At 69.7% G+C, this 22,936-nt stretch carries 18 protein-coding genes; 6 read left to right on the forward strand and 12 right to left on the reverse strand.

Annotated features, from left to right (window positions below; translation table 11 throughout):
- The first annotated feature begins 117 nt into the window (after positions 1-117).
- Entirely contained in the window at positions 118-2,112 is a 1,995-nt protein-coding gene (locus JI752_RS18845; RefSeq protein WP_216967205.1) for an SDR family oxidoreductase, read from the forward strand.
- Positions 2,113-2,304: 192 nt separating this feature from the next.
- On the opposite strand, the gene JI752_RS18850 is transcribed toward JI752_RS18845, so the two are convergent.
- The 6 genes from JI752_RS18850 to JI752_RS18875 all read right to left on the reverse strand — a co-directional run bounded on the left by JI752_RS18850 (position 2,305) and on the right by JI752_RS18875 (position 10,165).
- Positions 2,305-3,270, reverse strand: a complete 966-nt coding sequence (locus JI752_RS18850; protein WP_216967208.1) for a restriction endonuclease — start codon at positions 3,268-3,270, stop codon at positions 2,305-2,307.
- 198 nt (positions 3,271-3,468) lie between these two features.
- Positions 3,469-4,035, reverse strand: coding sequence for a phasin family protein (locus JI752_RS18855; RefSeq protein WP_216967211.1), 567 nt, complete (start codon positions 4,033-4,035; stop codon positions 3,469-3,471).
- A gap of 84 nt (positions 4,036-4,119) precedes the next feature.
- Positions 4,120-4,887, reverse strand: coding sequence for a gamma-glutamyl-gamma-aminobutyrate hydrolase family protein (locus JI752_RS18860; protein ID WP_216967215.1), 768 nt, complete (start codon positions 4,885-4,887; stop codon positions 4,120-4,122).
- 51 nt (positions 4,888-4,938) lie between these two features.
- Entirely contained in the window at positions 4,939-5,811 is an 873-nt protein-coding gene (locus JI752_RS18865; RefSeq protein ID WP_216967218.1) for an EamA family transporter, read from the reverse strand.
- A 390-nt stretch (positions 5,812-6,201) separates the two neighbouring features.
- Positions 6,202-8,271 (reverse strand): DEAD/DEAH box helicase, encoded by a 2,070-nt coding sequence (locus tag JI752_RS18870; RefSeq protein ID WP_216967220.1) that lies wholly within the window; start codon positions 8,269-8,271, stop codon positions 6,202-6,204.
- 466 nt (positions 8,272-8,737) lie between these two features.
- Complete coding sequence (locus JI752_RS18875; protein WP_216967223.1) at positions 8,738-10,165, reverse strand: amidohydrolase family protein; 1,428 nt, start codon at positions 10,163-10,165, stop codon at positions 8,738-8,740.
- A 170-nt stretch (positions 10,166-10,335) separates the two neighbouring features.
- Here JI752_RS18875 and JI752_RS18880 point away from each other — a divergent pair, with 170 nt between their 5' ends.
- Positions 10,336-11,901, forward strand: coding sequence for a YdiU family protein (locus tag JI752_RS18880; protein ID WP_216967225.1), 1,566 nt, complete (start codon positions 10,336-10,338; stop codon positions 11,899-11,901).
- Positions 11,902-11,959: 58 nt separating this feature from the next.
- On the forward strand, positions 11,960-12,601 hold the full coding sequence (locus JI752_RS18885; protein WP_216967227.1) for a hypothetical protein: 642 nt from the start codon (positions 11,960-11,962) through the stop codon (positions 12,599-12,601).
- A 6-nt stretch (positions 12,602-12,607) separates the two neighbouring features.
- Here JI752_RS18885 and JI752_RS18890 read toward each other — a convergent pair whose 3' ends face one another.
- Entirely contained in the window at positions 12,608-13,516 is a 909-nt protein-coding gene (locus tag JI752_RS18890) for an oxygenase MpaB family protein (RefSeq protein ID WP_216967228.1), read from the reverse strand.
- Between the two features lie 83 nt (positions 13,517-13,599).
- Between JI752_RS18890 and JI752_RS18895 the strand changes: the two genes are divergently transcribed.
- Complete coding sequence (locus JI752_RS18895; RefSeq protein WP_216967230.1) at positions 13,600-15,465, forward strand: ATP-binding cassette domain-containing protein; 1,866 nt, start codon at positions 13,600-13,602, stop codon at positions 15,463-15,465.
- Between the two features lie 274 nt (positions 15,466-15,739).
- Entirely contained in the window at positions 15,740-16,267 is a 528-nt protein-coding gene (locus JI752_RS18900; RefSeq protein WP_254201264.1) for an alpha-ketoglutarate-dependent dioxygenase AlkB, read from the forward strand.
- A 4-nt stretch (positions 16,268-16,271) separates the two neighbouring features.
- Here JI752_RS18900 and JI752_RS18905 read toward each other — a convergent pair whose 3' ends face one another.
- On the reverse strand, positions 16,272-18,374 hold the full coding sequence (locus JI752_RS18905; protein ID WP_216967234.1) for a gluconolaconase: 2,103 nt from the start codon (positions 18,372-18,374) through the stop codon (positions 16,272-16,274).
- A 128-nt stretch (positions 18,375-18,502) separates the two neighbouring features.
- On the opposite strand from JI752_RS18905, the gene thpR reads away from it, so the two are divergent.
- Positions 18,503-19,078 carry an RNA 2',3'-cyclic phosphodiesterase gene (gene thpR, locus JI752_RS18910; protein WP_216967236.1) on the forward strand — a complete coding sequence of 192 codons (576 nt, stop codon included), beginning with the start codon at positions 18,503-18,505 and terminating at the stop codon, positions 19,076-19,078.
- A gap of 3 nt (positions 19,079-19,081) precedes the next feature.
- On the opposite strand, the gene JI752_RS18915 is transcribed toward thpR, so the two are convergent.
- From JI752_RS18915 to JI752_RS18930, 4 genes are all read right to left on the reverse strand, one after another.
- On the reverse strand, positions 19,082-19,267 hold the full coding sequence (locus JI752_RS18915; RefSeq protein WP_254201247.1) for a hypothetical protein: 186 nt from the start codon (positions 19,265-19,267) through the stop codon (positions 19,082-19,084).
- Positions 19,268-19,544: 277 nt separating this feature from the next.
- Complete coding sequence (locus JI752_RS18920) at positions 19,545-19,931, reverse strand: STAS/SEC14 domain-containing protein (protein ID WP_216967238.1); 387 nt, start codon at positions 19,929-19,931, stop codon at positions 19,545-19,547.
- A gap of 76 nt (positions 19,932-20,007) precedes the next feature.
- Positions 20,008-21,084 carry a YbaY family lipoprotein gene (locus tag JI752_RS18925; RefSeq protein WP_216967240.1) on the reverse strand — a complete coding sequence of 359 codons (1,077 nt, stop codon included), beginning with the start codon at positions 21,082-21,084 and terminating at the stop codon, positions 20,008-20,010.
- Between the two features lie 54 nt (positions 21,085-21,138).
- On the reverse strand, positions 21,139-22,917 hold the full coding sequence (locus tag JI752_RS18930) for a M14 family metallopeptidase (protein ID WP_216967242.1): 1,779 nt from the start codon (positions 22,915-22,917) through the stop codon (positions 21,139-21,141).
- Positions 22,918-22,936 lie beyond the last annotated feature (19 nt).

Below are 22,936 nucleotides of genomic sequence, written 5' to 3' on the forward strand. Positions count from 1 at the left end.
GGCATTACCGCACGCACCGTCGGGGTGGTCAATACGCCCGGGAATTGTGGCGCGAGCGGCCCTCTGGCAATTTAGGGGCTTGCCGCACGGCAGCGGCTCACGGTCAGGGAGAGAGGCATGAGTTACTTCGTCACCGGCGCCACGGGTTTCATCGGCCGCTTCCTCGTCACGCGATTGCTCAAGCAGCGCAAGGGCTCGGTGTACGTGCTGCTGCGCAAGGACTCGCGCAAGAAGCTCGACGCCATCGCGAAGAAGATGGCATGGGACATGAAGCGCGTGATCCCCGTCGAAGGCGACATGACGCAGGAAAGGTGTGGCGTCAGTGCCGCGCAGCTCAAATCGCTCAATGGGAAGGTGAAGCACTTCTTCCATCTGGCCGCGATCTACGACCTCACCGCCAAGCCCGAAGCGCAGCACGCCACCAACATCGACGGCACCCGGCACGCGCTCGATCTGGCAGTGGCGCTGAAGGCCGAGGTGTTCCATCACACCAGCTCGATCGCCGCCGCGGGCCTGTACCCGGGCGTCTTCCGCGAGGACATGTTCGACGAGGCCGAAGGCCTGGATGATCCGTACCTTCGCACCAAGCACGAGTCCGAGGGCCTGGTGCGAAAGGAGACGCGCCTGAAGTGGCGCATCTATCGCCCCGGCATGGTCGTCGGCCATTCGCAGACGGGCGAAATGGACAAGATCGACGGCCCGTACTACTTCTTCACCTTCCTCAAGAAGCTGCGCGAGATGCTGCCGCCGTGGATGCCGATGCTCGGCCTGGAAGGCGGCCGCATCAACATCGTGCCGGTGGACTACGTGGTGGACGCGATGGACCACATCGCCCACAAGCCGCGCCTGGACGGGCATTGCTTCCACCTGACCGATCCCGAGCCCATGCGCGTGGGCGAAGTCCTCAACACCTTCGCCCGTGCCGGTCACTCGCCGGAGATGACCATGCGCATCGACGCGCGCATGTTCGCCTTCATCCCCGGCAGCGTGCGCGGCGCGGTGGCGAACCTGCCGCCGGTGCGGCGCTTCATCGGCATGCTGCTGCGCGATTTCAAGATTCCCAAGCAGGTGATGAAGTTCATCACCTATCCCACGCGCTTCGACAACCGCGAGGCCGAGCGCGCGCTCAAAGGCAGCGGCGTCCAGGTGCCGGCGCTGGAGAGCTACGCCTGGCGATTGTGGGATTACTGGGAGCGCCACCTCGACCCGGACCTGTTCGTCGACCGCAGCCTCAAGGGCAAGGTGCGCAACAAGGTCGTGGTGATCACGGGCGGTTCGTCCGGCATCGGCCTGGCCACCGCGCAGCGTGTGGCTGAGGCCGGGGCCATCACGGTCATCGTCGCGCGCGGCGAGGACGAACTGTTCAAGGCGCGCGACGCGATGAACGCCGCCGGCGGCAAGGTCTTCGCCTACACCGCCGACCTGGCCGACATGGACGACTGCGACCGCCTGGTGAAGACGGTGCTGGAGGAACACGGCCGCTGCGACGTGCTGGTCAACAACGCCGGCCGTTCGATCCGCCGCTCGATCGAACTGAGCTACGACCGCTTCCACGATTTCGAGCGCACCATGCAGCTGAACTACTTCGGCAGCCTGCGCCTGATCATGGGCTTCATGCCGGGCATGACCCAGCGCCGCAAGGGCCACATCATCAACATCAGCTCGATCGGCGTGCTGGCTAACTCACCGCGCTTCTCGGCCTACGTGGCCTCGAAGGCGGCGCTGGATGCATGGAGCCGCTGCGCGCAGGGCGAGCTGTCGGGCAAGGGCATCAGCTTCACCACGATCAACATGCCGTTGGTGAAAACCCCGATGATCGCGCCGACCAAGATGTACGACAGCGTGCCCACGCTGACGCCCGACGAGGCCGCCGACCTGGTGGTGAAGGGCATCATCGAGCGGCCCAGCCGCATCGCCACGCGTCTGGGCATCTTCGCCTCGGTCATCAACGCGCTGGCGCCGAAAGCCTACGAAGTGATCATGAGCACCGCGTTCGAACTGTTCCCCGACTCGGCGGCGGCGCGTGGCGACAAGGCGGCGTTGAAGGGCGAGGTGAAACCGAGCAGCGAGCAGATCGCGTTCGCGGCGTTGATGCGGGGCGTGCACTGGTAGTGCCGGCGACTCGCCCCTCTCCCTGGCCGCCTTCGGCGGCCTGTCCCTCTCCCACAAGGGGAGAGGGAGGTGGGTGACGGCGCTGCTTCCCGCTCTTCATCTTCCCTGCGGCAACCGAAGGGAGTGCAGAGCTGAGGACGTGCCAAAGGGCGGAGGCGGGCGCGCGCCGTGCAGCCGCGCTGCATCAATGACTCAGTACGACCTGCACTGCAGGAACCGCACCTTCCGCTCGCTCCCCGCCGGTGGCTGCAACTGCAGGCGCGAGGCCCGCAGCGCGTCGTAGCGTGCGAGCACGCTGCAGACTTCCTCCACCTGGAGCTGGTCCACGTCCTCGCTCTGCTGGATCAGCAGCGTGGAGCTGGTCGACCACAGCACGCGTTCGACCCACGGCAGGTTAGTGATGGCCTGGATGACCTCGCCGCGTTCGAACTGGTCGCGGTTCGGATCGGCCGGCGGAGCGAGCGCGGGATCGGTCGCCGCCGCTGCGACCGGCTTGGGCGAAGCGGTCGACGCGGCCGGAGCCACCGACTGTGAAGGGGCCTGGGCCGTCACCGTGTCGTTGCCGATCATCGCCGGCACGAAGCCCACGAGCACGCCGATCACGACTGCACCCGCCCACGCCAATGCGGTTTCGCGCACGCTGCTGCGGCGCGCATTGGCGGTGATGTCATCGCGCAGCGAAGCCGGAAGCATCGGGCCGACCAGCGCCCACAGCGCGTTGCCGTCGTAGAACTCCAGGCCGGCGGCGCTGCGGCGGGCGTCGGCATCGATACGCGCCGGAGTGGCGAGGATGCCGCCGGCGGCGGCGTTGAAACGCACCGCATCGGCCAGCTCGCGCACGCTGGCCACGCCCAGGCGCGAACGTGCACCGGCCAGCTTGCAGGAGAGCAACCACGGACGGCCGTCCAGGCGCAGGTGCACTTCCGCCTGCGGACCATGCTCGAGCGTCTGTTCGACCGACTCGGCTTCGAAGCCGCGCGAATGCAGGGCCTCGACCACCAGCCGCGCGAACTCGCGCCAGCGCATGGCGGCCAGTGCGTCGATGCCGGCCGCCGCTTCTTCCTGTCGCCGTCTCACCCGCCAGAGCCATGCCGTCGCCGCGGCGCCCAGCAGCAGGGTGACCAGGATCGCGATCGTCAGGGAGAAGCCGTCGAGCATGCACAAACCGGGAGAGTCGGAGGCTGGCGACTATACGACAGCCACGCGGCTTCCCGTGTGGCGCGGATCACGCGCGCAGGGCGACGGGCATAAGAAAGCCCGCCAGTCCGAAACCGTAAGGGGAGGGGAGCATACGGAAAGCGCGGACTGGCGGGCTTGTCGTGCGCCCGGTCGCGACCGGGCGGTGAAGCGGGTGGATCAGGAAGCGGGCTTGGCCTTGGTGGCCTTGCGCGGCGACTTGCGCGCGGCCGGCGACTGCGTCGCCTGCTTGCTGGCGGACTTGCGTGCCGGCGACTTGCGCGGCGCGGCGCCGCCCTGGCGGCGCAGTTCGGCGGTGAGCGCGTCGACGCGGCGGCTGAGGTCGTTGAGGTCGTCGCGGCCCGGCACGCCGAGCTTCACCAGCGCCCGCTGCACGCGATCTTCGAACACCTTCTCCAGACGGTCCCAGGTGTCCGACGCGCGCTCGCGCGCCTGGCCGACCCGGGAGCCGACGACATCGCGTACGGCATCGGCCTGGCCGCCGGCGAACCGGCGTGCGGTCTGCTCCAGCGACATGCCTTCCTTGATCAGCGCATCGAACAGCTTGGTGCCTTCGGCCTGCGCGCGCGAGAACGCGCCCACGCCGGCCAGCCAGATCTGCTGTGCCGACTCGCTCAGCTTGCTCGAGAGCTGCTCGGCCTGCTGTTGCGCGTCGTCCTTGGCCTTGGCGCGACCACGGGTGCCCGACGCGGTGGTCTTCTTGGTCGCCTTCTTGAACTTCGCCATGCGGATTTCCCCGGTGGGAGTGGCTGATGTCCCGTCACCTTCGCGCCGGGCTCTAGAGCTTTCACACCAAGCTCGCGGCGCAGTTCAGACCCACTCGCGCGAAGGCAGCGTGATCCGCCGCTGCGGCCGGCCCACCAGGTCGAGGAACTGGTTGAACACCGCGTCCGCCCGGGCCTGCATGCCGGCGATGTGGGCGCGGGTGTGGTGACGGATGGTGTCCACATCCGAGCGCGACGGATCCAGACCGCCCAGCTCGGCGAGTTCCTCGCGGTAGGCCGGATTGCGCAGCCAGCGCTCGATCAGCGCCTCGTCCATCTCCAGGTGGAACTGGAATCCGTAGGCGTTGTCGCCGTAACGGAACGCCTGGTGCTCGCAGCCCTCGGTGCGCGCCAGATGCGTCGCGTCGTGCGGCACCTGGAAGCTGTAGCGGTGCCACTGGAACACCGGCGAGGTCTCGCCCAGCGGCGCCAGCACCGGATCGCTGCGGCCGGCGTCGGTGGTGCGCAGCGGGTACCAGCCGATCTCCGGCTCATGGTGACGCCGCACCGGCGCGCCCAGCACATGCGCCAGCAACTGCGCACCCAGGCAGATGCCGAGCACCGGCTTGCCCTGTTCGAGCATGCGTTCGATGGCGCGCAGTTCGGTCTTCAGATGCGGTCGGCGGGCCTGGTCTTCGACATTCATCGGCCCGCCCAGCACCACCAGCCCGCGGTAGCGGTCGACGTTGGGTTCGAAATCCGGCTGCCGCTCGAAATTGGCGAAGCGGATGCGGTGGCCGCGCCTGCGGATGAGCCGATCGAGCGTGCCCAGCGGTTCGGCGGCGACGTGCTGGAAGACGAGCAGGCGGGGCATGGTGGAGCGGGGCGCGGGGAACGAACCGCGACTATGCCAAATCCGCCCGGGCTACGCGCGCGGCGCGAAGGCGATCAGCACGATGGCGAGGATGGCCAGCACGATCGCCGCGCGATTCCAGCCGCTGGTCTTCTCGCCGAAGGCGAACACGCCCACCAGCGTGCCCAGCACCACCACGCCGATGTTCATCGTCGCGAACACGACCGACGGGCTCTCGGCCAGGGCCTGATGCGCGCGCACGTAGAAGACGATGTTGCCGAAATTGAGCAGGCCCAGCAGCAGTCCCGCGCCGAGGTTGCGCGCGTCCAGCCGCGTGTGTCCGCGCAGGTGGCGCACCAGTTGCGCCACGAGCATCAGCACGAAGGCAAGGACGAACGCCACCTGCAACGCCGCCATCGACGGCGTTCCGGCCTGCGCGATGCGCTTGAGCATCACGTCCACGAGTGCGAAGCCGACCCAGACCACCAGCAGCAGGAGCCAGCCGCGTCGTTCGCCGCCGGCTGCCGGCGCAGCACGTTCCGGGCGCGCGACGATACCGGCGACCGCCAGCAATCCCAGCGCGAGGCCGGCCATCCGCTGCCCGTCGACGCGTTCGCCGAACAGCGTGAACGCCGCCAGCAGCGAGAGCAGGAGCGACAGGCGCTGGGCGACGTCGGTGCGCACGATGCCGGTGGCGCGCACGCTGGCGCCCAGCACGAGGAACAGCGAAGGCAGCACGACGGCAAGCCCGAGCAACGCCACCCAGGGCGTGTCGGGATGCGTGAGACTTTCCATCGGCGGGCGCAGCAGCCAGGCGCACAGCGCGCCGGCGGCGAGGTAATTCCAGGTGACGAGCTGGCCAATGTCGAGCCGTGCGCGCGGCGCGAGCTTGATTAGCACCCCGACCAGGACACTGCACAGGGCGCTGAGGAGGATCAGGTGCATCGATGCTTCGTTTGGTCCGTGATCGACGGCGGGCGAGGGATGATGCCATTGGCCGTGGCGGCGCGCAGGGCGTCTGTCATGCAGGACATCTCATCGTGCGCAGGGCTTCCCGCTCCGGTGAATCACCTCAACGTCATTCCCGCGAAAGCGGGAATCCAGGGACTTTTCACGCTCTTCCTCGAACGTTTGAGAGGCAGAAGCCTGGCTGTTGCTCTTCATACGAAACCGGCAAAGCATGAAGCGTCCCTGGATTCCCGCCTTCGCGGGAATGACGGTGAAACAGCTCTGCGGTCGGAGGAATGCCCTTTCGCATCCCCGCGTTACGGACCGTAGCCCCCGCTCTATGCCCTGATGAGGCGAGCGGAGGCGACGGTCATTCGCCGCGACGACTCAGCGCGGCTTCGGCCGGAATCCGCCCGGCTTGCGCGGCCCGGCACCGTGCGGGCGCGGCCCGCGCGGCGGCGGCCGGCGATCGTCGTCGAAACCGCCGCGCTCGTGGCGACCGAGCGGACGCTGCCCGCCGTGGCTGCCTTCGCCCGGCCGGCTGATGCGCAGCTGCTGGCCCGCCACGCGCACGCGCTTGAGGTGGTCCATGACCTCGCGCGGCATGCCCTCGGGCAGGTCGATCAGGCTGTGGTCGTCGCGGATGTCGATGCGGCCGATGTAGCGGCTTTCCAGCTCGGCCTCGTTGGCGATCGCGCCGACGATGTTGCCCGGCTTCACGCCGTGCACGTGGCCGACCTCGATGCGGAAGGTTTCCATGCCCGCTTCCGGGGCCGCGCGGTCGCGCGGCTCGCGCGGCGCACGCTGCTCGAACGAGCGCGACGGCGCCTCGTCATCGAACATCGACTCGGCGGCATTGACCGGACGTTCGTGGTGACGCTCGACAGGCCGTTCGCTGGACGGACGTTCGATCACCGGACGCTCGTAAGCCGGCGGCGTGAACTGGCGGTCGGCGTGGCGCGGGCGATCGTCGCGCTCGGGGCGCGGCTCGCGCGCCGGGCGGCGGTCGTCGCGTTCGAAACGCGGTTCGCGGCGCTCGCGGTGGCCGTCGCGTTGACCCTCGCGCGGAGCGCGATCGAAACCCACCTGCGCATGCGGCCGCAGCTTCTCGGCGGTGACGTCCAGCAGCAGCGGCATGTCGCCCTGCACCAGCTTGGCCAGTGCGGCGGCGATTTCGACCGCGGGCACGTTCTGCTCGCGCTCGTAGCGTTCGACCAGGTCGCGGAACTGCGCCAGGTCATTGCCTTCCAGCGCGGAGGTGATGCGGCCGAGGAAGCGGTTCACGCGCTGCTCGTTGACCGTTTCGACGGTGGGCAGCGCCATCGGCTCGATCGGCTGGCGCGTGGCGCGCTCGATCGCGCGCAGCATGCCGCGCTCGCGCGGCGTCACGAACAGGATCGCCTCGCCCTTGCGCCCGGCGCGGCCGGTGCGGCCGATGCGGTGGACGTAGCTTTCGGTGTCGTAAGGGATGTCGAAGTTCAGCACGTGGCTGATGCGTTCCACGTCCAGTCCGCGCGCGGCCACGTCGGTGGCGACCAGCACGTCGATCTTGCCGTCCTTGAGGTTCTGGATGGTCTTCTCGCGCTGCGCCTGCTGCACGTCGCCGTTGATCGCGGCCGCGGCGATGCCGCGCGCGGCCAGCTTGTCGGCCAGCTCTTCGGTGGCCTGCTTGGTGCGCGCGAAGACGATCATCGCGTCGAAAGGTTCGGCCTCCAGGATGCGGGTGATCGCATCGAGCTTGTGCACGCCGCTCACGCCCCAGTAGCGCTGGCGGATGTTCGCGGCCGTGGTGGTCTTGGCCTTGATGGCGATCTCGACCGGGTCTTTCAGGTAGGTCTGGGCGATGCGCCGGATCGGCGGCGGCATGGTCGCCGAGAACAGCGCGACCTGGCGCGTCTCCGGCGTCTTCTTCAGCACGGCCTCGACGTCGTCGATGAAGCCCATGCGCAGCATTTCGTCGGCTTCGTCGAGCACCAGGCAGCGCAGTTCGGACAGGTCGAGCGAGCCGCGCTCCAGATGGTCGATCACGCGGCCGGGCGTGCCCACCACGACCTGCACGCCACGCTTGAGCGCCTGCAACTGCGGGTAGTAGCTCTGCCCGCCGTAGATCGGCAGGACGTGGAAGCCGGGCAGGTGATGGGCGTACTTCTGGAACGCTTCGGCGACCTGGATGGCCAGCTCGCGCGTCGGCGCCAGCACCAGCGCCTGCGGCTTGTGCTTGCCCGGTTCGATCTGCGCCAGGATCGGCAGCGCGAACGCGGCGGTCTTGCCGGTGCCGGTCTGGGCCTGGCCGAGCACGTCGCGGCCTTCCAGCAGCGGCGGGATGGTGGCGGCCTGGATGGGCGAGGGTGACTCGTAGCCGACGTCGCTCAGTGCCCGCAGAAGGGGCTCGGACAGGGCGAGGTCGGTGAATTTCAGGGACGGGGCATCGTTCGAGTTGGGCGACTCGGCGCTCATGGGGGAGGACTCGGCAGCGCCGGCGTTCGCCGGTCGGAAGACCGAACATTCTAGCGCAGCGGGGTGTGTTGGCCGTGTGGGGCGGGTTTTGGAGACGCCGTGGCGGTTCGCGTGGCGCCTTCGTAGGGCTGTCGTCCCGTCTTGATCGACAGTCCCGCGTCCAACGTCATCCCGGCGAAGGCCGGGACCCAGGCCCGTGGACGGTGGGCACTCCCGCTGCGGCAAACCACCTCACCGTCATTCCCGCGGAGGCGGGAATCCATGGACTTTCCACGCTTCACCTTGGGCAAGTCAGATACAACGGCAGGACTGTCGCGTTCCACATGCCATCACGAAGGCATGGAACGTCCTTGGATTCCCGCCTTCGCGGGAATGACGGGGGGAGTTCCCCCTGGTGGGAGTGCCGCTGGATGAAGTCTGGATCCCGGCCTTCGCCGCGATGACAGCAGTGCAGACGCTTGCGCGATCAGCGCGACACCACGGCAGCACCCCGGACATCCTTCTCCACGCGCCCATCCTTCATCACGAACTGCACCTGCTTGAGCACCGTCACGTCGCTGAGCGGATCGCCGTTCACCGCGATCAGGTCCGCGCGCTTGCCCACGTCGAGCGAGCCCACCTGGTCGGCCAGCCCGAGCAGGTCGGCGGCGTTGACGGTCGCGGCCGCGATCGCGGTCGCCGGCGTCATGCCGTGCGCAACCATCAGTTCGAATTCGTCCGCGTTGCGCCCGTGCAGGCTCACGCCGGCATCCGTGCCGAAGGCGATCTTCACGTCGGCGGGCACCGCGCGTTCCAGCGCCTTGCCGGTGATGCCGATGCGCCATTCGATCTTCTCGCGCACCTCGCCGGTGTAGGCGTCGGGATTCTTCGCCAGGCGCTCCCGGTAGCCGTTCACGGTGGACAGCGTGGGGACGTAGTACGCGCCGGTCTGGCGCAGCAGTTTGAGGTCGGCATCGTCCATCAGCGTGCCGTGCTCGATCGAATCCGCACCCGCGCGCAAGGCCAGGGCGATGCCGTCCGCACCGTGCGCGTGCACGGCGACCTTCTTCTTGTACAAGTGCGCGGTTTCCACGATGGCGCGCGCCTCGTCGTCGAACATCTGCTGGCCCAGGCCCGCGCCGATGCGGCTGTTCACGCCGCCGGTGGTGGCGATCTTGATCACGTCCACGCCGCGCGCGACCTGGCGTCGCACCGCCTTGCGGCAGTCGTCGGCGCCGTCGCAGGTGTTGCCGTGCACGTCGAGCGCCGCGTGCAGGTCGTCGCGGAAGCCCAGCGTCGGGTCCATGTGGCCGGAGGTGGTGGAAATCGCATTGCCCGCATCCACGATCCGCGGTCCCGGCAGCTTGCCCGCCGCCACCGCGTCGCGCAGCGCCAGCGTCACGCCGTCTTCGTCGCCGAGGTTGCGCACGGTGGTGAAGCCGGCGGCCAGCGTCTTGCGCGCGTTCACGGCGGCCTCGTACGCGTGATCGGCCACGCCCTTGGAAATGCCTTCCAACTGGCCTTCCACGCCGGCCTTGTCGGAGGTGAGGTGGACGTGGCTGTCGATCAGGCCCGGCAGGACGAAGCGGTCGCGCAGGTCGATGACCAAGGCGTTGCCCGCGTTCGGGAACGCCGATGCGTCCACGAAGCCATCGCGCACCGCCTCGACCCGGCCGCCGCACACCAGCAGCGTGCTCGCGCCGCGCGGGGCATGGCCGGGGCGGTCGAGCAGGCGGCCGGCCTGGACGAGGCTGCACGAGGGCGCCGCGGACGGTGCCTGGGCGACGGCGGCGGACGCGCTCAACGCGAGCAGCACGGCGCCGGCAAGCGCCGGACGCAGCAGGCTGGAGCGGGACGCGGCATGGCGTGTGGTGTGTTCGCCAGTAGCGGCGTGCGTGCGGGCGCGCGTGGTCATCCGGTCGTATCCCCAATGCGACGGTAAAGGCGCAGCATACGCGGCCGCGCCAAGGCGGACCGCGACCTCCGTCGTGCCGCATCGGTCGGTTCGCGCGCTTGCCGGGGATTCACCGCTTGTACCGTCCGGCGGCGGCACCATCTGGGAAGCAGTTACGGCGCCGTCGCATCATGCTGAATCCACACTTCGACAACACCTTCGTTCGAGACCTCCCCGGCGATCCCGACCTCGCACCCGGCGTGCGCCAGGTGCACGGCGCCGCGTACTCGCGCGTGGAGCCCACGCCGGTGGCGCAGCCGCGCCTGCTCGCGTATTCGGCGGACATGGCGCGGCGGCTGGGCTTCAGCGACGCCGACGTCGCCTCGCCCGAATTCGCCCGCGTCTTCGGCGGCAACGCGCTGTTGCCGGGCATGCAGCCCTTCGCCGCCAACTACGGCGGCCACCAGTTCGGCCAGTGGGCGGGGCAACTGGGCGACGGCCGTGCGATCACGCTGGGCGAGATGATCAATGCGGCCGGCGAACGCTGGGAGCTGCAACTCAAGGGCGCCGGGCCCACCCCGTACTCGCGCAGCGCCGACGGCCGCGCGGTGCTGCGCTCCTCGATCCGCGAGTTCCTGTGCAGCGAGGCGATGTACCACCTCGGCGTGCCGACCACGCGCGCGCTGAGCCTGGTCGGCACCGGCGAGTGGGTCGAGCGGGACATGTTCTACGACGGCCACCCGCAACTGGAGCCCGGTGCGGTGGTGTGCCGCGTCGCGCCCTCGTTCATCCGCTTCGGCAATTTCGAATTGCCGGCCTCGCGCAACGACACCGAACTGCTGCGCAAGCTGGCCGACTTCTGCATCCGCCGCGACTTCCCGGAGCTTCGCAGCCTCGGCCGTGGGCAGCCGGTGTATGCCGAGTGGTTCGCGCAGGTGTGCGAACGCACGGCGCGGTTGATGGCGCACTGGATCCGCGTGGGCTTCGTGCACGGCGTGATGAACACCGACAACATGTCGATCCTCGGCCTGACCATCGACTACGGTCCCTACGGCTGGATCGACAACTTCGATCCCGGCTGGACGCCCAACACCACCGATCGCCACCAGCGCCGCTATCGATTCGGCCAGCAGCCGCAGGTGGCGTACTGGAACCTCGGGCGGCTGGCGGGGTCGCTCTCGCTGCTGTTCGACGACACCGAGCCGTTGCAGGCCGGCCTGCGCCGCTTTGTCTCCACCTACCTGGAATGCGACCGCGAGAACACCGCGCGCAAGCTCGGGCTGGACGCCTGTCGCGAAGAGGACACCGCGCTGATGCAGCAGTTGCAGGACCTGCTGACCGAGGGCGAGATCGACATGACGCTGTTCTTCCGCGGGCTGGCCGATATCGATCCGAAGTCGCCGGATCTCGCGCCCCTGGACGACGCCTTCTACGACGCCGCGCGCCGCGAGGCGGTGGAGCCGGCGTTGCGCGAATGGCTGCGGCTCTACGCCGTGCGCCTGGATGCGCAGGACCTGACGCCGCATGCGCGGCGCTCGCGCATGAACGCCGCCAACCCGCGCTACGTGCTGCGCAACTACCTCGCGCAGGAAGCGATCGATCGCGCGACCGAAGGCGACATCGGCGGCGTGACCGAGCTGCTGGAGGTCATGCGCCGCCCCTACGACGACCAGCCCGGCCACGAGGCCTACGCCCGCCGCCGGCCTGACTGGGCGCGCGAACGCGCCGGCTGCTCGATGCTGTCCTGCAGTTCCTGACGCCGCCTACACGCGGGCCGCGCATGATGCCGCCGCAGGGGCATCGTGGAGGTGCGCCATGGGCAATTCGAGGGTTGGGACCATCGCCGCCGGGCGGGCGAGGGCAGGCGGGCTTCGTGCCGTGGCGATCGCGCTGATGGCGTGCGTCGCGGTCGGCTTCATGGCGACGGCGTTCGCCCAGGTGCAGGGTCGCATCGTCGGCACGTTGCAGCGCCATGATCCCAAGCAGCACCGCATCGTGCTCAGCCAGGACGCGCGCACCGGCAGCGAACTGGGGCAGGGCGCGCCGATCAACCTGTACTACGACGAGGCGAAGGCGGCGGCCGATCGCGCGACGCGACCGAAGCTGCAGCCCGGCGACCGCCTGCTGCTGAACACGGTGACCACCGGCAACCGCATCGAGGCCACGTCCGTGCGGCGCCTGCCCGACACCACGCCGGGGCAGGGCTGGGGCCAGTACCTGCACGGCACCATCGGCGAGATCGTGCCGCGCACCGGCGTGCTGCTGATCGATCAGGACCAAAGCCGCATCCGCAATCGCATCGGCTTCGACGCGCAGACGCAGGTTTTCGCGCTGGACGGCAGCCCGATGCGGTTCGACCAGCTCAAGGCCGGCGACGAAGTCGACCTGGCCTTCCGCATGCAGGGCCGCCTGCGCACGGCGACGCGGATCGTGCTGCTGCCACCACCTGGCGGCTGAGCGGGCTCAGGGCCAGCGATCCAGGATCGCCGGCTCCACGTCCACGCGACGGCACGCGCGCGGCGCGACGCCGTCGCTGAGCGCGATGCGGAACAGCGGCGCGATCGCGCGCAACGTGCCTGCGGCGACGCGGGCGCGGGTGCGTTGCGCCGTGCCCAGCGACAGTCGCTGCACTGCCCAGTGCGGCAGCAGCGCCGCGCCCGCGCCGAGGAACAGCTCACGCGACAGCCCCGCCGCCGGCACCGGCAGACGGATGTGCGCGAGCACGTCGAGCACTTCGCGCGAGCGTTCGTCGAATCCCAGCCCGTCCTGCACCTGGGCGAAGTAATCGCGCACCTGAGCTTCCGAAGCGGGCACGTCGCGTGCGCCCAGCGCTTCGGCGATGCGGCGGACTTCGTCGTAGTACGCATCGGCGGCTCCGACGGGCAGCGCCAGCGGCGAATAGCGGCGGAAGCCTTCCAGGAAGCCGAAGCTCTCCGTGACATGCACCCAGGTCAGCAGCGCGGGATCGTCGGCGCGGTATGCGCGGCCGTCGGGCGTGACGCCGTGCACCTGCGCGTGGATGCCGGCGACGCGGTCGATCAGTTTCTGCGCTTCGGGGCGCGACGCGTACGTCGTGCCCGCGACGAAGTTGGTGGTGCGACGCAGGCGGCCGACCAGGTCGGTGCGGAAGTTGGAATGGTCGTACACGCCGGCCAGCGCGAGCGGGTGCAGCGTCTGCAGCATCAGCGCGCACAGCCCGCCGGCGAGCATGCCGGGGAAATCCGCGTGCACGCGCCAGGTGACGCTGTCCGGGCCGAACAGGCCGGGATCGCCGGGCGGGCGGTCGTAGTCGATGCCGCTCTGCCCGCGCGGGAACGCGGACAGCACCCAGTGGCGGATGCGTTGGGCGGCGAGGGCGCGCAGGGGCGGCATGGGGCGATGATCCCATGCGCTCGAGCCCCTCTCCCGCTCGCGGGAGAGGGGTTGGGGTGAGGGCAAGCCGGTAGAATGCCCGCATGCCCCTGATCACCCTGAACAACGTCGACTACGGCGTCGGCGGCCCCTTGCTGCTGGACGACGTCGTCCTGTCCATCGAACCCGGCGAGCGCATCGCGCTGATCGGCCGCAACGGCGCCGGCAAGTCCACGCTGATGCGCCTGATCGCCGAGGAAATCCACCCCGACGACGGCGAGATCCGCCGCGAAGGCGGCGTTCGCGTCGCCCGTCTTGAACAGGAAGTGCCGCACGGCGCCGACGGCGACGTCTGGGACGTGGTCGCCGGCGGCCTGGGCGAACTGGGCGCCTGGCTGGCGCAGTTCCACCATCTCAGCCACGCCGAACACGTCGACACCGATGCGCTGGCGAAAGTGCAGCAGAAGATCGAGGATGCGCAGGGCTGGTCGCTGGACCAGCGCGTGACCGAGACGTTGCAGAAACTGGACCTGGACGGCGACGCCGTGTTCGCGCGCCTGTCGGGCGGCATGAAGCGCCGCGTGCTGCTGGCGCGCGCGCTGGTGTCCGCGCCGGACGTGCTGCTGCTGGACGAGCCGACCAACCACCTGGACATCGAGGCCATCGACTGGCTCGAAAGCTTCCTCAAGGGCTGGCAAGGCGCGCTGGTGTTCGTCACCCACGACCGCCGCTTCCTGCGTTCGCTGGCCACGCGCATCGTCGAGATCGACCGCGGCCAGGTGACCAGCTGGCCCGGCGACTGGGACAACTACCTGCGCCGCCGCGAGGAACGCCTCAACGCCGAAGCGCAGGAAAACGCACGCTTCGACAAGATGCTGGCGCAGGAGGAAGTCTGGATCCGGCAGGGCATCAAAGCCCGCCGCACGCGCGACGAAGGCCGCGTGCGCCGCCTCAAGGCGATGCGCGTGGAGCGCTCGCAGCGACGCGACCTGACCGGCAACGTGAAGATGGACTTCGCCCAGAGCGAGAGTTCCGGCAAGAAGGTCGTCGAAGCCAAGGACCTGAACTTCGCCTACGGGGAGCGCGCGCTCATCCGCGACCTGTCCACCACCATCTTCCGCGGCGACCGCATCGGCCTGATCGGCCCCAACGGCAGCGGCAAGACCACGCTCATCAAGCTGCTGCTGGGCGAGCTGAAGCCCGATTCGGGCGAAGTGAAGCTGGGCAGCAACCTGCAGGTCGCGTACTTCGACCAGTACCGCGCCACGCTGCGCGAGGACTGGAACGCGCTGGAGAACGTGGCCGAGGGCCGCGAGTTCGTCGAGGTCGGCGGCAAGTCCAAGCACGTGATCGGGTATCTCCAGGATTTCCTGTTCACGCCCGAACGTGCGCGCGCGCCGATCACCCGCCTCTCCGGCGGCGAGCGCAACCGCCTGCTGCTGGCCAAGCTGTTCGCGCAACCGTCCAACCTGCTGGTAATGGACGAACCGACCAACGACCTGGACGTCGAAACGCTGGAACTGCTGGAAGAACTGTTGGCCGACTACCCCGGTACGCTGCTCCTGGTCAGCCACGATCGCGATTTCCTCGACAACGTGGTGACCTCCACGCTGGTGATGGAAGGCGACGGTCGCGTTGGCGAATACGTCGGCGGTTACACCGACTGGCTGCGCCAGCGTCCGGTGAAATCCGTGCCGCTGGCCGCGACGAAGCCCGCCGCGGTCGCCGCGCCCGCACCCGCGCCCGCGGCTAAGAAGAAGCTGAGCTACAAGGACGCGCGCGAGCTGGAGCAGCTGCCGGCGCGCATCGAAGCACTGGAAACGCGCGTCGCCGAACTCACCGCGCAGATGAACGAGCCCGCGTTCTACCAGCGCGACGCGGCGGCGATCACCGCGCACACGGACCTGATGGCGAAGACGCAGGCTGAACTCGACGCCGCGTACGAGCGGTGGAACGAGCTGGAAGGCTGAGCGCGGGGGCGCCGCATCACGCCCTCCGGAGGACGGAGCGGCGCCTGAGCCTTGGAGAGTGCCGCCGTTCGGCGGCCCAGGAGACCCTGCCTTCGCGGGAATGACGACTTTGGCAATGCAGCGATGCCAGCGAAGCCCCCGCATCCTCGTCTCACCCCACGAGACACCCCCAGCGCAAACTCGCGCGATGCCGCGCGCCATCCCCCAAACCGACCTCTTCGCGCCGCCGCCCGACCTCGGCCCGCGCACGCTGATCAAGGACGGCGAAGGCGGGATGCGCTACTGGCCCGACTTCATCCCGCCCGCGCTCGCAGCACACTGGTTCGACGCACTGCGCGACACCGTCGCCTGGGAAGCGCAGCGCCGGCCCATGTACGACCGCATCGTCGACGTGCCGCGCCTGGTGGCGTCCTACCGTTTCGACGATGACGGCGTTCCCGCGCCGCTGGTCGAGGCGCGCATGCGCTTGCGCGAGCACCTGCGCGAACCCTTCAACGCCGTCGGTCTGAACTTCTACCGCGACGGTCACGACAGCGTCGCCCCGCACGGCGACAAGCTGCACATGCTCGTGCCGCGTCATCCGATCGCGCTGCTCTCGCTGGGCGCCGCGCGGCGCATGACGATCCGCGCGAAGGCGCCCCATCGCGAGGTCGTGCACCTCGACCTGGAGCCCGGCAGCCTGCTGGTGATGAGCCATGCCTCGCAGCTCACCCACGAGCACGGCATTCCGAAGACGCGCGAACCGGTCGGCCCGCGCATCAGCCTCGCGTATCGCGTGCGGCCGCCGAAGGCGGCGCGCTGAAGGTCTATTCCAGCCGCACCGGCAGATCACGGCCCGCGACGGCGACGTTGCCGCTGAAATCCTGCGCGGTGATGCGCAGCACGTAGTCGCCGGCCGGCAGTTCCGACGGCTGCCATGCGCCGGTGGCGAGTTGCCCGTCGCGCACGGTGTTGGTCACCAGGTATTGGAAACGGGTGATCGCGCTGCCGTGCACGGTGATGCCGCTGCCCGGACCGTAAGCCACCATGACGGCTTCGGGTTCGGCCGGCATGCGGTTGAATTCGATGTTCATGCGCGGCTGCTCGTAGCCGGGCAGCGGCGCGCCGTTCGCGTCGAGCCACTGGTAGCCCAGCGCGTGCAGTCCCAGCCGGCGGCGCGGCAGGTTGCGGTCCACCTGGTCCCAGGCATCCACCGCGATCTGCACCTGCGGTGTAGCGCGCGGCAGGACGATGTGGCCCTCGCGCCTGGTCGCCAGCGGTTGCAGCTGCGCATCGAGCAGTTCGATCCGGTCGATGCGCGGCGCCCAATGGTCGGCGTAATTCACGAAGCCCAGCGCGATCGCGTTGCGCTCGTACCCGCTGGCGCCGACGCTGAGGTGCACGTGCGCCATCGCGTTGATCGTGCCCAGCACGTCGCCGGCGTGGAAGCGCGTGCCGCGCCGCACGCGGATGCGTTCGGGCTTGCCGTCCTCGCCGTCGATGCGCACGAAGCGCGCCGGATCCAGCACCTCGCCGCGCGGCGTGCGGCCCACGCGCATGTGGATGTAACCGAGCGTGTCGATGGCCATGCCTTCGCCCAGCTCGCCGAAGCCCCATGCGCCGTGCGGACTACTGACCTTGCCGTCGGCGATGGCGACGACCTCCTGGCCCACGTCGCCGCGGATGTCGAGCCCGCTGTGCAGGTGGTCGCGGTTTTCCTTCTTGTAGTTGCCGCGCACTTCGCCCAGCGTGCCGACCACTTCGTGCCAGCCGTCCTGCGGCCGCAGCGGCCAGCGGCCCTGCGTGGCGGGCAGCGGATCGGCGGGCGAGGGGCCGACGACCTGCGGCGCATCGGGCGCGGCGGTGGAAGCCGGATCGACGCGGTGGATGCGATGACTGTCGGCATCGGCGACGAACAGCACCCCGTCCGCGTCCACCGCCAGGCCCGCCGCGCGCGCGAGGTGCTGCGCCTGCGTCTGGCCGGTGACGGTGCTGGTACGTCCGTCGCGCGCGATCTGCACGATGTCGCCGCGGTACATCTCGCCGACGTAGAGCACGCCGTCGTGCGTCAGCGCCAGGCTCAGCGGACGGTGCACGGTCGGGCGTTCGTCCTCGGGCCGGGCGCGCGCGATCGTGCTGACCTCGCCGCGCGGCGTGATTCGGCGGATCGCGTTGTTGCGCAGGTCGGCCACCCAGACGCGGTCCATCGCATCCACCGCCACCCCGGTGGGCGTGTCGAACCGCGCCATCGCGCCCGGGCCATCGGCATCGCCCGGGCGCTCGCCGCCGGCCAGCGTGCTCACCGTGCCGTCGCGCGCGATGACGCGGATGCGGTCGTTGTAGGTATCGGCCACGTAGAGCCGGCCGTCGCCGCCAACGGCCACGCCGATCGGCCCGTCGAAACGCGCCTGCGTGCCGACGCCATCGCGGAAACCGGCCAGGCCGTCGCCCGCGACCGTGCTGACGATACCCGCGGGCGTGATCTTGCGGATCGCGTGGTTGCCGGTGTCGGCCACGAAGAGATTGCCGTCGCGATCCAGCGCGAGGCCCGACGGTGTGTTGAACATCGCCGCCGTGCCGGCGCCGTCGGCGAAGCCTTCGCCGGAGCCGGCCAGCGTCGCGACGGTGCCGTCCGGACGGATCGCGCGGATGCGGTTGTTGTCGCCCGCATCGGCCACGTACACGGTGCCGTCGCCGGCGCGCGCCACGCCCCAGGGATCGTCGAAACGCGCCTGCGCCGCGGCGCCATCGCGCAGGCCGCTCACGCCGTCGCCCGCGAGCAGGTCGAGGCGTCCGCTCCATACGATCGGCGTCGGCGCCGGGCCCAGCGCGACCTGCGCCACGGGCGAGCGCGGCTCGAACAGGTACGTCGCGGCGAGCGCGCCGCCGGTGAGGACGACGGCGAGCATCAGCCAGGTCTTGCGGGTCATGCGCTTCCTTGTTCGCGATTCACGGACGTGGCGATTATGCCCATCCATCGCGCCGGGCTGCCGCGCGCGTGCGCGAGGCGCGACAATGTGCGCACACGCGCAACGTCCTGCGCGCAGTGGATGCATGCATGCAGCAGATGGGATTGGGATTCGACGCGGCGCCGGCGGGCGAACTGCACCGGCTGTTCTTCGCCCTGTGGCCGGACGACGCGTTGCGCGCGCGCATCGCCGCCACCGCCGGCGCGCTCGTGCAGGCGCACGCGCCGGGCGGTCGCGCGCTCAAGCCGGATCGCTACCACGTCACGTTGCAGTTCCTGGGCGATTTCCGCCCGCTCCCGGAAACGCTGCTGGCGTCCGCGCGCGCGGCCGCCGATTCGGTGCGTGCGGCGGCGTTCGAATTGCCGCTGGACCAGCTGGGCAGTTTCCGCGGCAGCGATGTGTGGTGGCTGGGCTCGCAGGAGACGCCCGAAGGACTGCGTCGCCTGTGGGACGCGCTCGGTCGTGCGCTGGCGCAGCAGCGTGTGCCGGTGAAGTCCGCGGCGAGTTTCGTCCCACACCTGACGATCCAGCGCGACGTGCGCCGCCACCTCGCGCCCACGCCGGTGCCGGCGCTGTCGTGGCCGGTGCGCGAGTTCGTGCTGATCGACAGCCAGCCCGGACGCGGCACGCCTTACGACGTCGTCGGTCGCTGGTCGCTGGACTGAGGCTCAGTGCCGCAGCGCGATATCCGGCCGCCGGTCGATGCTGCCGTCCTCGCGCACCACCACGTAGTCGCGCGCGGTGGCGAACAGCACCGGCAGCGGATGCTCCAGCGGCGTGCGCACGAAGGCCAGGTGCCAACCGTAGCGCTCGCAGGCTTCGAGCATTTCCCGCTGCGGCGCTGTCAGGCCCATGCGCCGCGCAACGCGGATTGCGGAACACGGCGTCCGTCTATCGCCCATGACACACCCCCTGCCATTCTTTCGCCCCTCATCCAGTCCAACGCGAAAGCGGGCGCAGAATAGGACGCGAACCGTCGTCCCCGGAGCCGCCGCATGCCCACCGTCGATCCGCGCGTGGATGCCTACATCGCCCAGGCGGCGGAGTTCGCCCGGCCGCTGCTCGCGCAGGTGCGCGAGGCGGTCCATGCGGCGTGCCCGGAGGCGGAGGAAACGCTGAAGTGGGGCATGGCTATCGCGTCCCCAAGGGGACCACCTGCGCCGCCCACTCCAGCGCCGCATCGTGCTCCGCGGGCTCGAACGCGCGGATCTCGGTGTTCGGAAAGAAATGCCCCGCGAACTCCGAAATCCGCGCCAGCCACTCCTTGTCGGTGACGATCGCCCCGCGCGCGAAGCGGCGGTACTCGCCGAACTTGCTCAGCGAGTAGCGAAGGTCCTTGGCCATCGCTTCGGGCGTGATACCGGTGAAGCCGGTCATGTCGCAGTAGATGCCGATGCGTTCGTGCAGGCGCAGGCGGCTTTCCAGGTCCGCGATGCAGCGGTCGTAGTCGGCGCCGTCCAGCGTGCCGCTGAAACGGTAGGCGCCGACGTGCGACGGCGATGGCAGTAGATCGATCATGGCGATGCCCGTGTGCTGGTCTCGCGCCACAGCGTGCGTGGCGCGGGGTTCACGGGGCGTCAAATCGCCGTGTGCCTCAGCGTTCTTCGATCAGGAACGCGCCGCAGCCGGTGTAGTTCTTGCCGCCGGCCTGCAGCCGGGCGGTGACGTCGAACCGGGCGCCGCTGTCGTCCTGGCAGGGCGTGCGTTCGGCCTTGAGTTCCACCTGCGTGCCGCTGGCGGTCTTGCCGGTCCAGGCGTCGCCCTGTGCGTTGCGCTGCGTTTGGGCGATGTCGAGCGTGCGCGAGCCGAAGTCGAGTTCGGCATGCAGCGGCGGTGTCGCGCCTTTGCCGACTTCCACCAGCCAGCCCGGTTCGTTGCCGACCGCGCGGAAGGCGATGTTGCGTGCGCGCGCCGCATCCCAGGGCGACGCGGCCTGGGTTTGCGTGCATTCGTGCTTCTGCCCATCGAGCGTGAGCGTGCCGCTGTCGCCCTTGGTCCAGAACTCGTTGCCCTTTTCGTCGGCGTATCGCGCGCCGGAGCCGGACATCGCCAACGGCAACGAGGTGCTGCGCCCGCCATGGGACAACGTCACGCGCTTGGCGGCGTTGTCGAACGTCGCGCCCACGCGCAGGTCGCCGCACTGCCAGTTTGTCGCGATGGTCTGCGATGCGTCGGCGGGCGCGGCGGGTTTGCCGGAACGCGAGGCGGAGACCATCAGGATCTCCACCGGTGTGTTCGCGGCCGGGTCGAACGGCACGCGCGTGTCGCTGACGAAGACCGGCTTGCCATCGGCGTCGTTCAGCGAGGCGTGCAGGCCGTACTGCCCGTTGGGCCGCAGCTTCGATGCATCGAACGGCAGGGCGAAGGCGAACGGCGGGCCGGCGACGTCCTTCAAGGTCGTTTCGGCGATGACCGCCTGCGAGGTGTCGGCGAGCAGGTTGTCGAGCAGCTGCACGCGCAGGCTTGCGCCGGGCGGCGGCATGATGCGCTCGCGATAGGTCGCGGTGCCGGTGACGGCGTGCGCGCCTTGCGCCGCCGGCGCAGTGGGCGTGTCGGCGGCCGGTGTGGCGGGCGCGGCCGCATCGTCGGTCGTTCGCGGCTGGCAGGCGACAAGCACCGTCGCGGCGGCGAGTACCGCGATGCAGGGCAGGGAGGTCTTGAACGCGGTCATGGCACGTCTCCGTCGGAACGGGCGCAGCCTAGCGGTGCGCCCGTCGCGGCCGTGTCAGCGCGGCGCGCGCTCCACGCGCACCACCGGGTAACGGCGGTACTGCGAATCCCAGGAGGAATGCCGGCGTGCGAAGAACTCCAGCCGCTGCTGCGGGCTGGCGGCGAAATCGGCGTCGTCCTTCAGGCGCTGCTCGAAGGCGGCCTTCACCTTGGGATCCTTCAGCATCTCGCGCGCGACCTCTTCGGCGACGTAGTCCTCCATGTACTCCTTGCGCTCGAAGTAGTTGTTGAACTCGCCCCATGCCACGAGCGCATCCGGCGCCTGCGGTTCCAGCAACGCCATCACCAGTCGCGCCTTGGGCTGGTCGATCGGCACGAACAGCGCGCCGGCACCGATGTCCTGCGTTTCCGGCGACCACTTGCCTTCCAGCGTGATGCGCTGGTGGCCTTCGACCGACTGCGCGGCGGGCGTGGCCTTGTCGGCGCGGAAGGCCTCGACCTTCACCGATGCCAGCGCGGTGCCCAGGCGGCGGTACTGCACGCCGTGCTGGTCGAGCTTGGCGCCGACCCAGGTCGCATGCGCGGCCGGCACGATGTAGCCGGCGGCCGGTGCGGCGACGACGTGCGCGGGCACCAGCTCATCGCGCATCGGCAGGTGCCAGATCTGCGGCTTGGTTTCGTCGTAATGCGTCATCGGCGCGCCGGACACGTCCGACGGCGTGCGCGTGTATTCGTAGCCGCGGAAGTCGATCCTGCGCACCTTGTCGGTGGCCTTGTAGTCCAGCGCGACCGGCTTGCCGGCGAGCTGGCGGGCGCGGGCGTCGGCGGCGTTCGCCTGCGCCTGCCACTGCGCGCCGTTCGCGGCGAGCAGGTCCAGCAGCGCCACGATGGTGTTGCGCGTGACGTTCACGCGGTGCGGATAGTCGCGCCACGAGTGCGTTTCCACCAGCATGCCCAGGCGATTGCGCAGCTGGAAATAACCGTGCGAGAAGCGCGGCGTGGCGACGCCGTCCTCGAAGCCGGACTCGGGTTCGTCGTTGCGCACGAAGGACGGATAGAACGGCAGCGGCAGCGAGCCTTCCGCCGCCAAGCGCGCGATCACGCCGTCGCGCAGTGCGGTACCGGCCTGGCGCAGCGCGTCGTCGCCGCTGTGCACGGGTTCGACCTGGATGGAGACGTCGTGTTCGAACTTGGCGCCGTCGGTGACGTGCAGGTCGACGTAGGCCAGCGGGTCCCACGCATTGATCAGGCGCAGCATCGCCTGCATCTCGGGCGTGTCGGCCTTCACGTAGTCGCGGTTGAGGTTGTAGTTCTGCGCGGTGGTGCGCCAGCCCATTTCCTCCGGACCGCGCTGGTTGGGACGGTTCCAGGCGGCGAAGCGCTCGTGGCCGTCGACGTTGAACACCGGCACGAACAGCAGCACCTGCTTGTCCAGCGCGCCCGGAGCGGCCTCGCCCTCGAGGGCCTGGCGCAGCGCGAGGAAGCCGGCGTCCTTGCCGTCGATCTCGCCGGCATGGATGCCGCCCTGGATCAGCATCACCGGCAGGCCCTTGGCCTTCGCCTCCTTCGGCGTGAACGCGCCGGCCTTGGACACCACCAGCACCTTCATCGGCCGGCCTTCGGGCGTGGTGCCGAAGTCCTGGCAGCGCACCGCCTGCGGATAGCGCCTGGCGAAGGCCTCGCACAGCGCGATCACCTCGTCGTAGCGGCCGGTCTTCGTGAAGCCGCTGCGTTCGGACACGGTGGTCAGCGCGGCCTCCGGCGCGGCGGCGGCCGCGGGCAGTGCGGCGAGCAGGGCGGCAACGAGCGGGGCGACAAGCAGCGTGCGGGTCATCGTGCGGCGTCTCGATTCG

Origin of the sequence: Lysobacter sp. MMG2, assembly GCF_016735495.2 — a bacterium.
GTDB lineage: Bacteria > Pseudomonadota > Gammaproteobacteria > Xanthomonadales > Xanthomonadaceae > Lysobacter_J.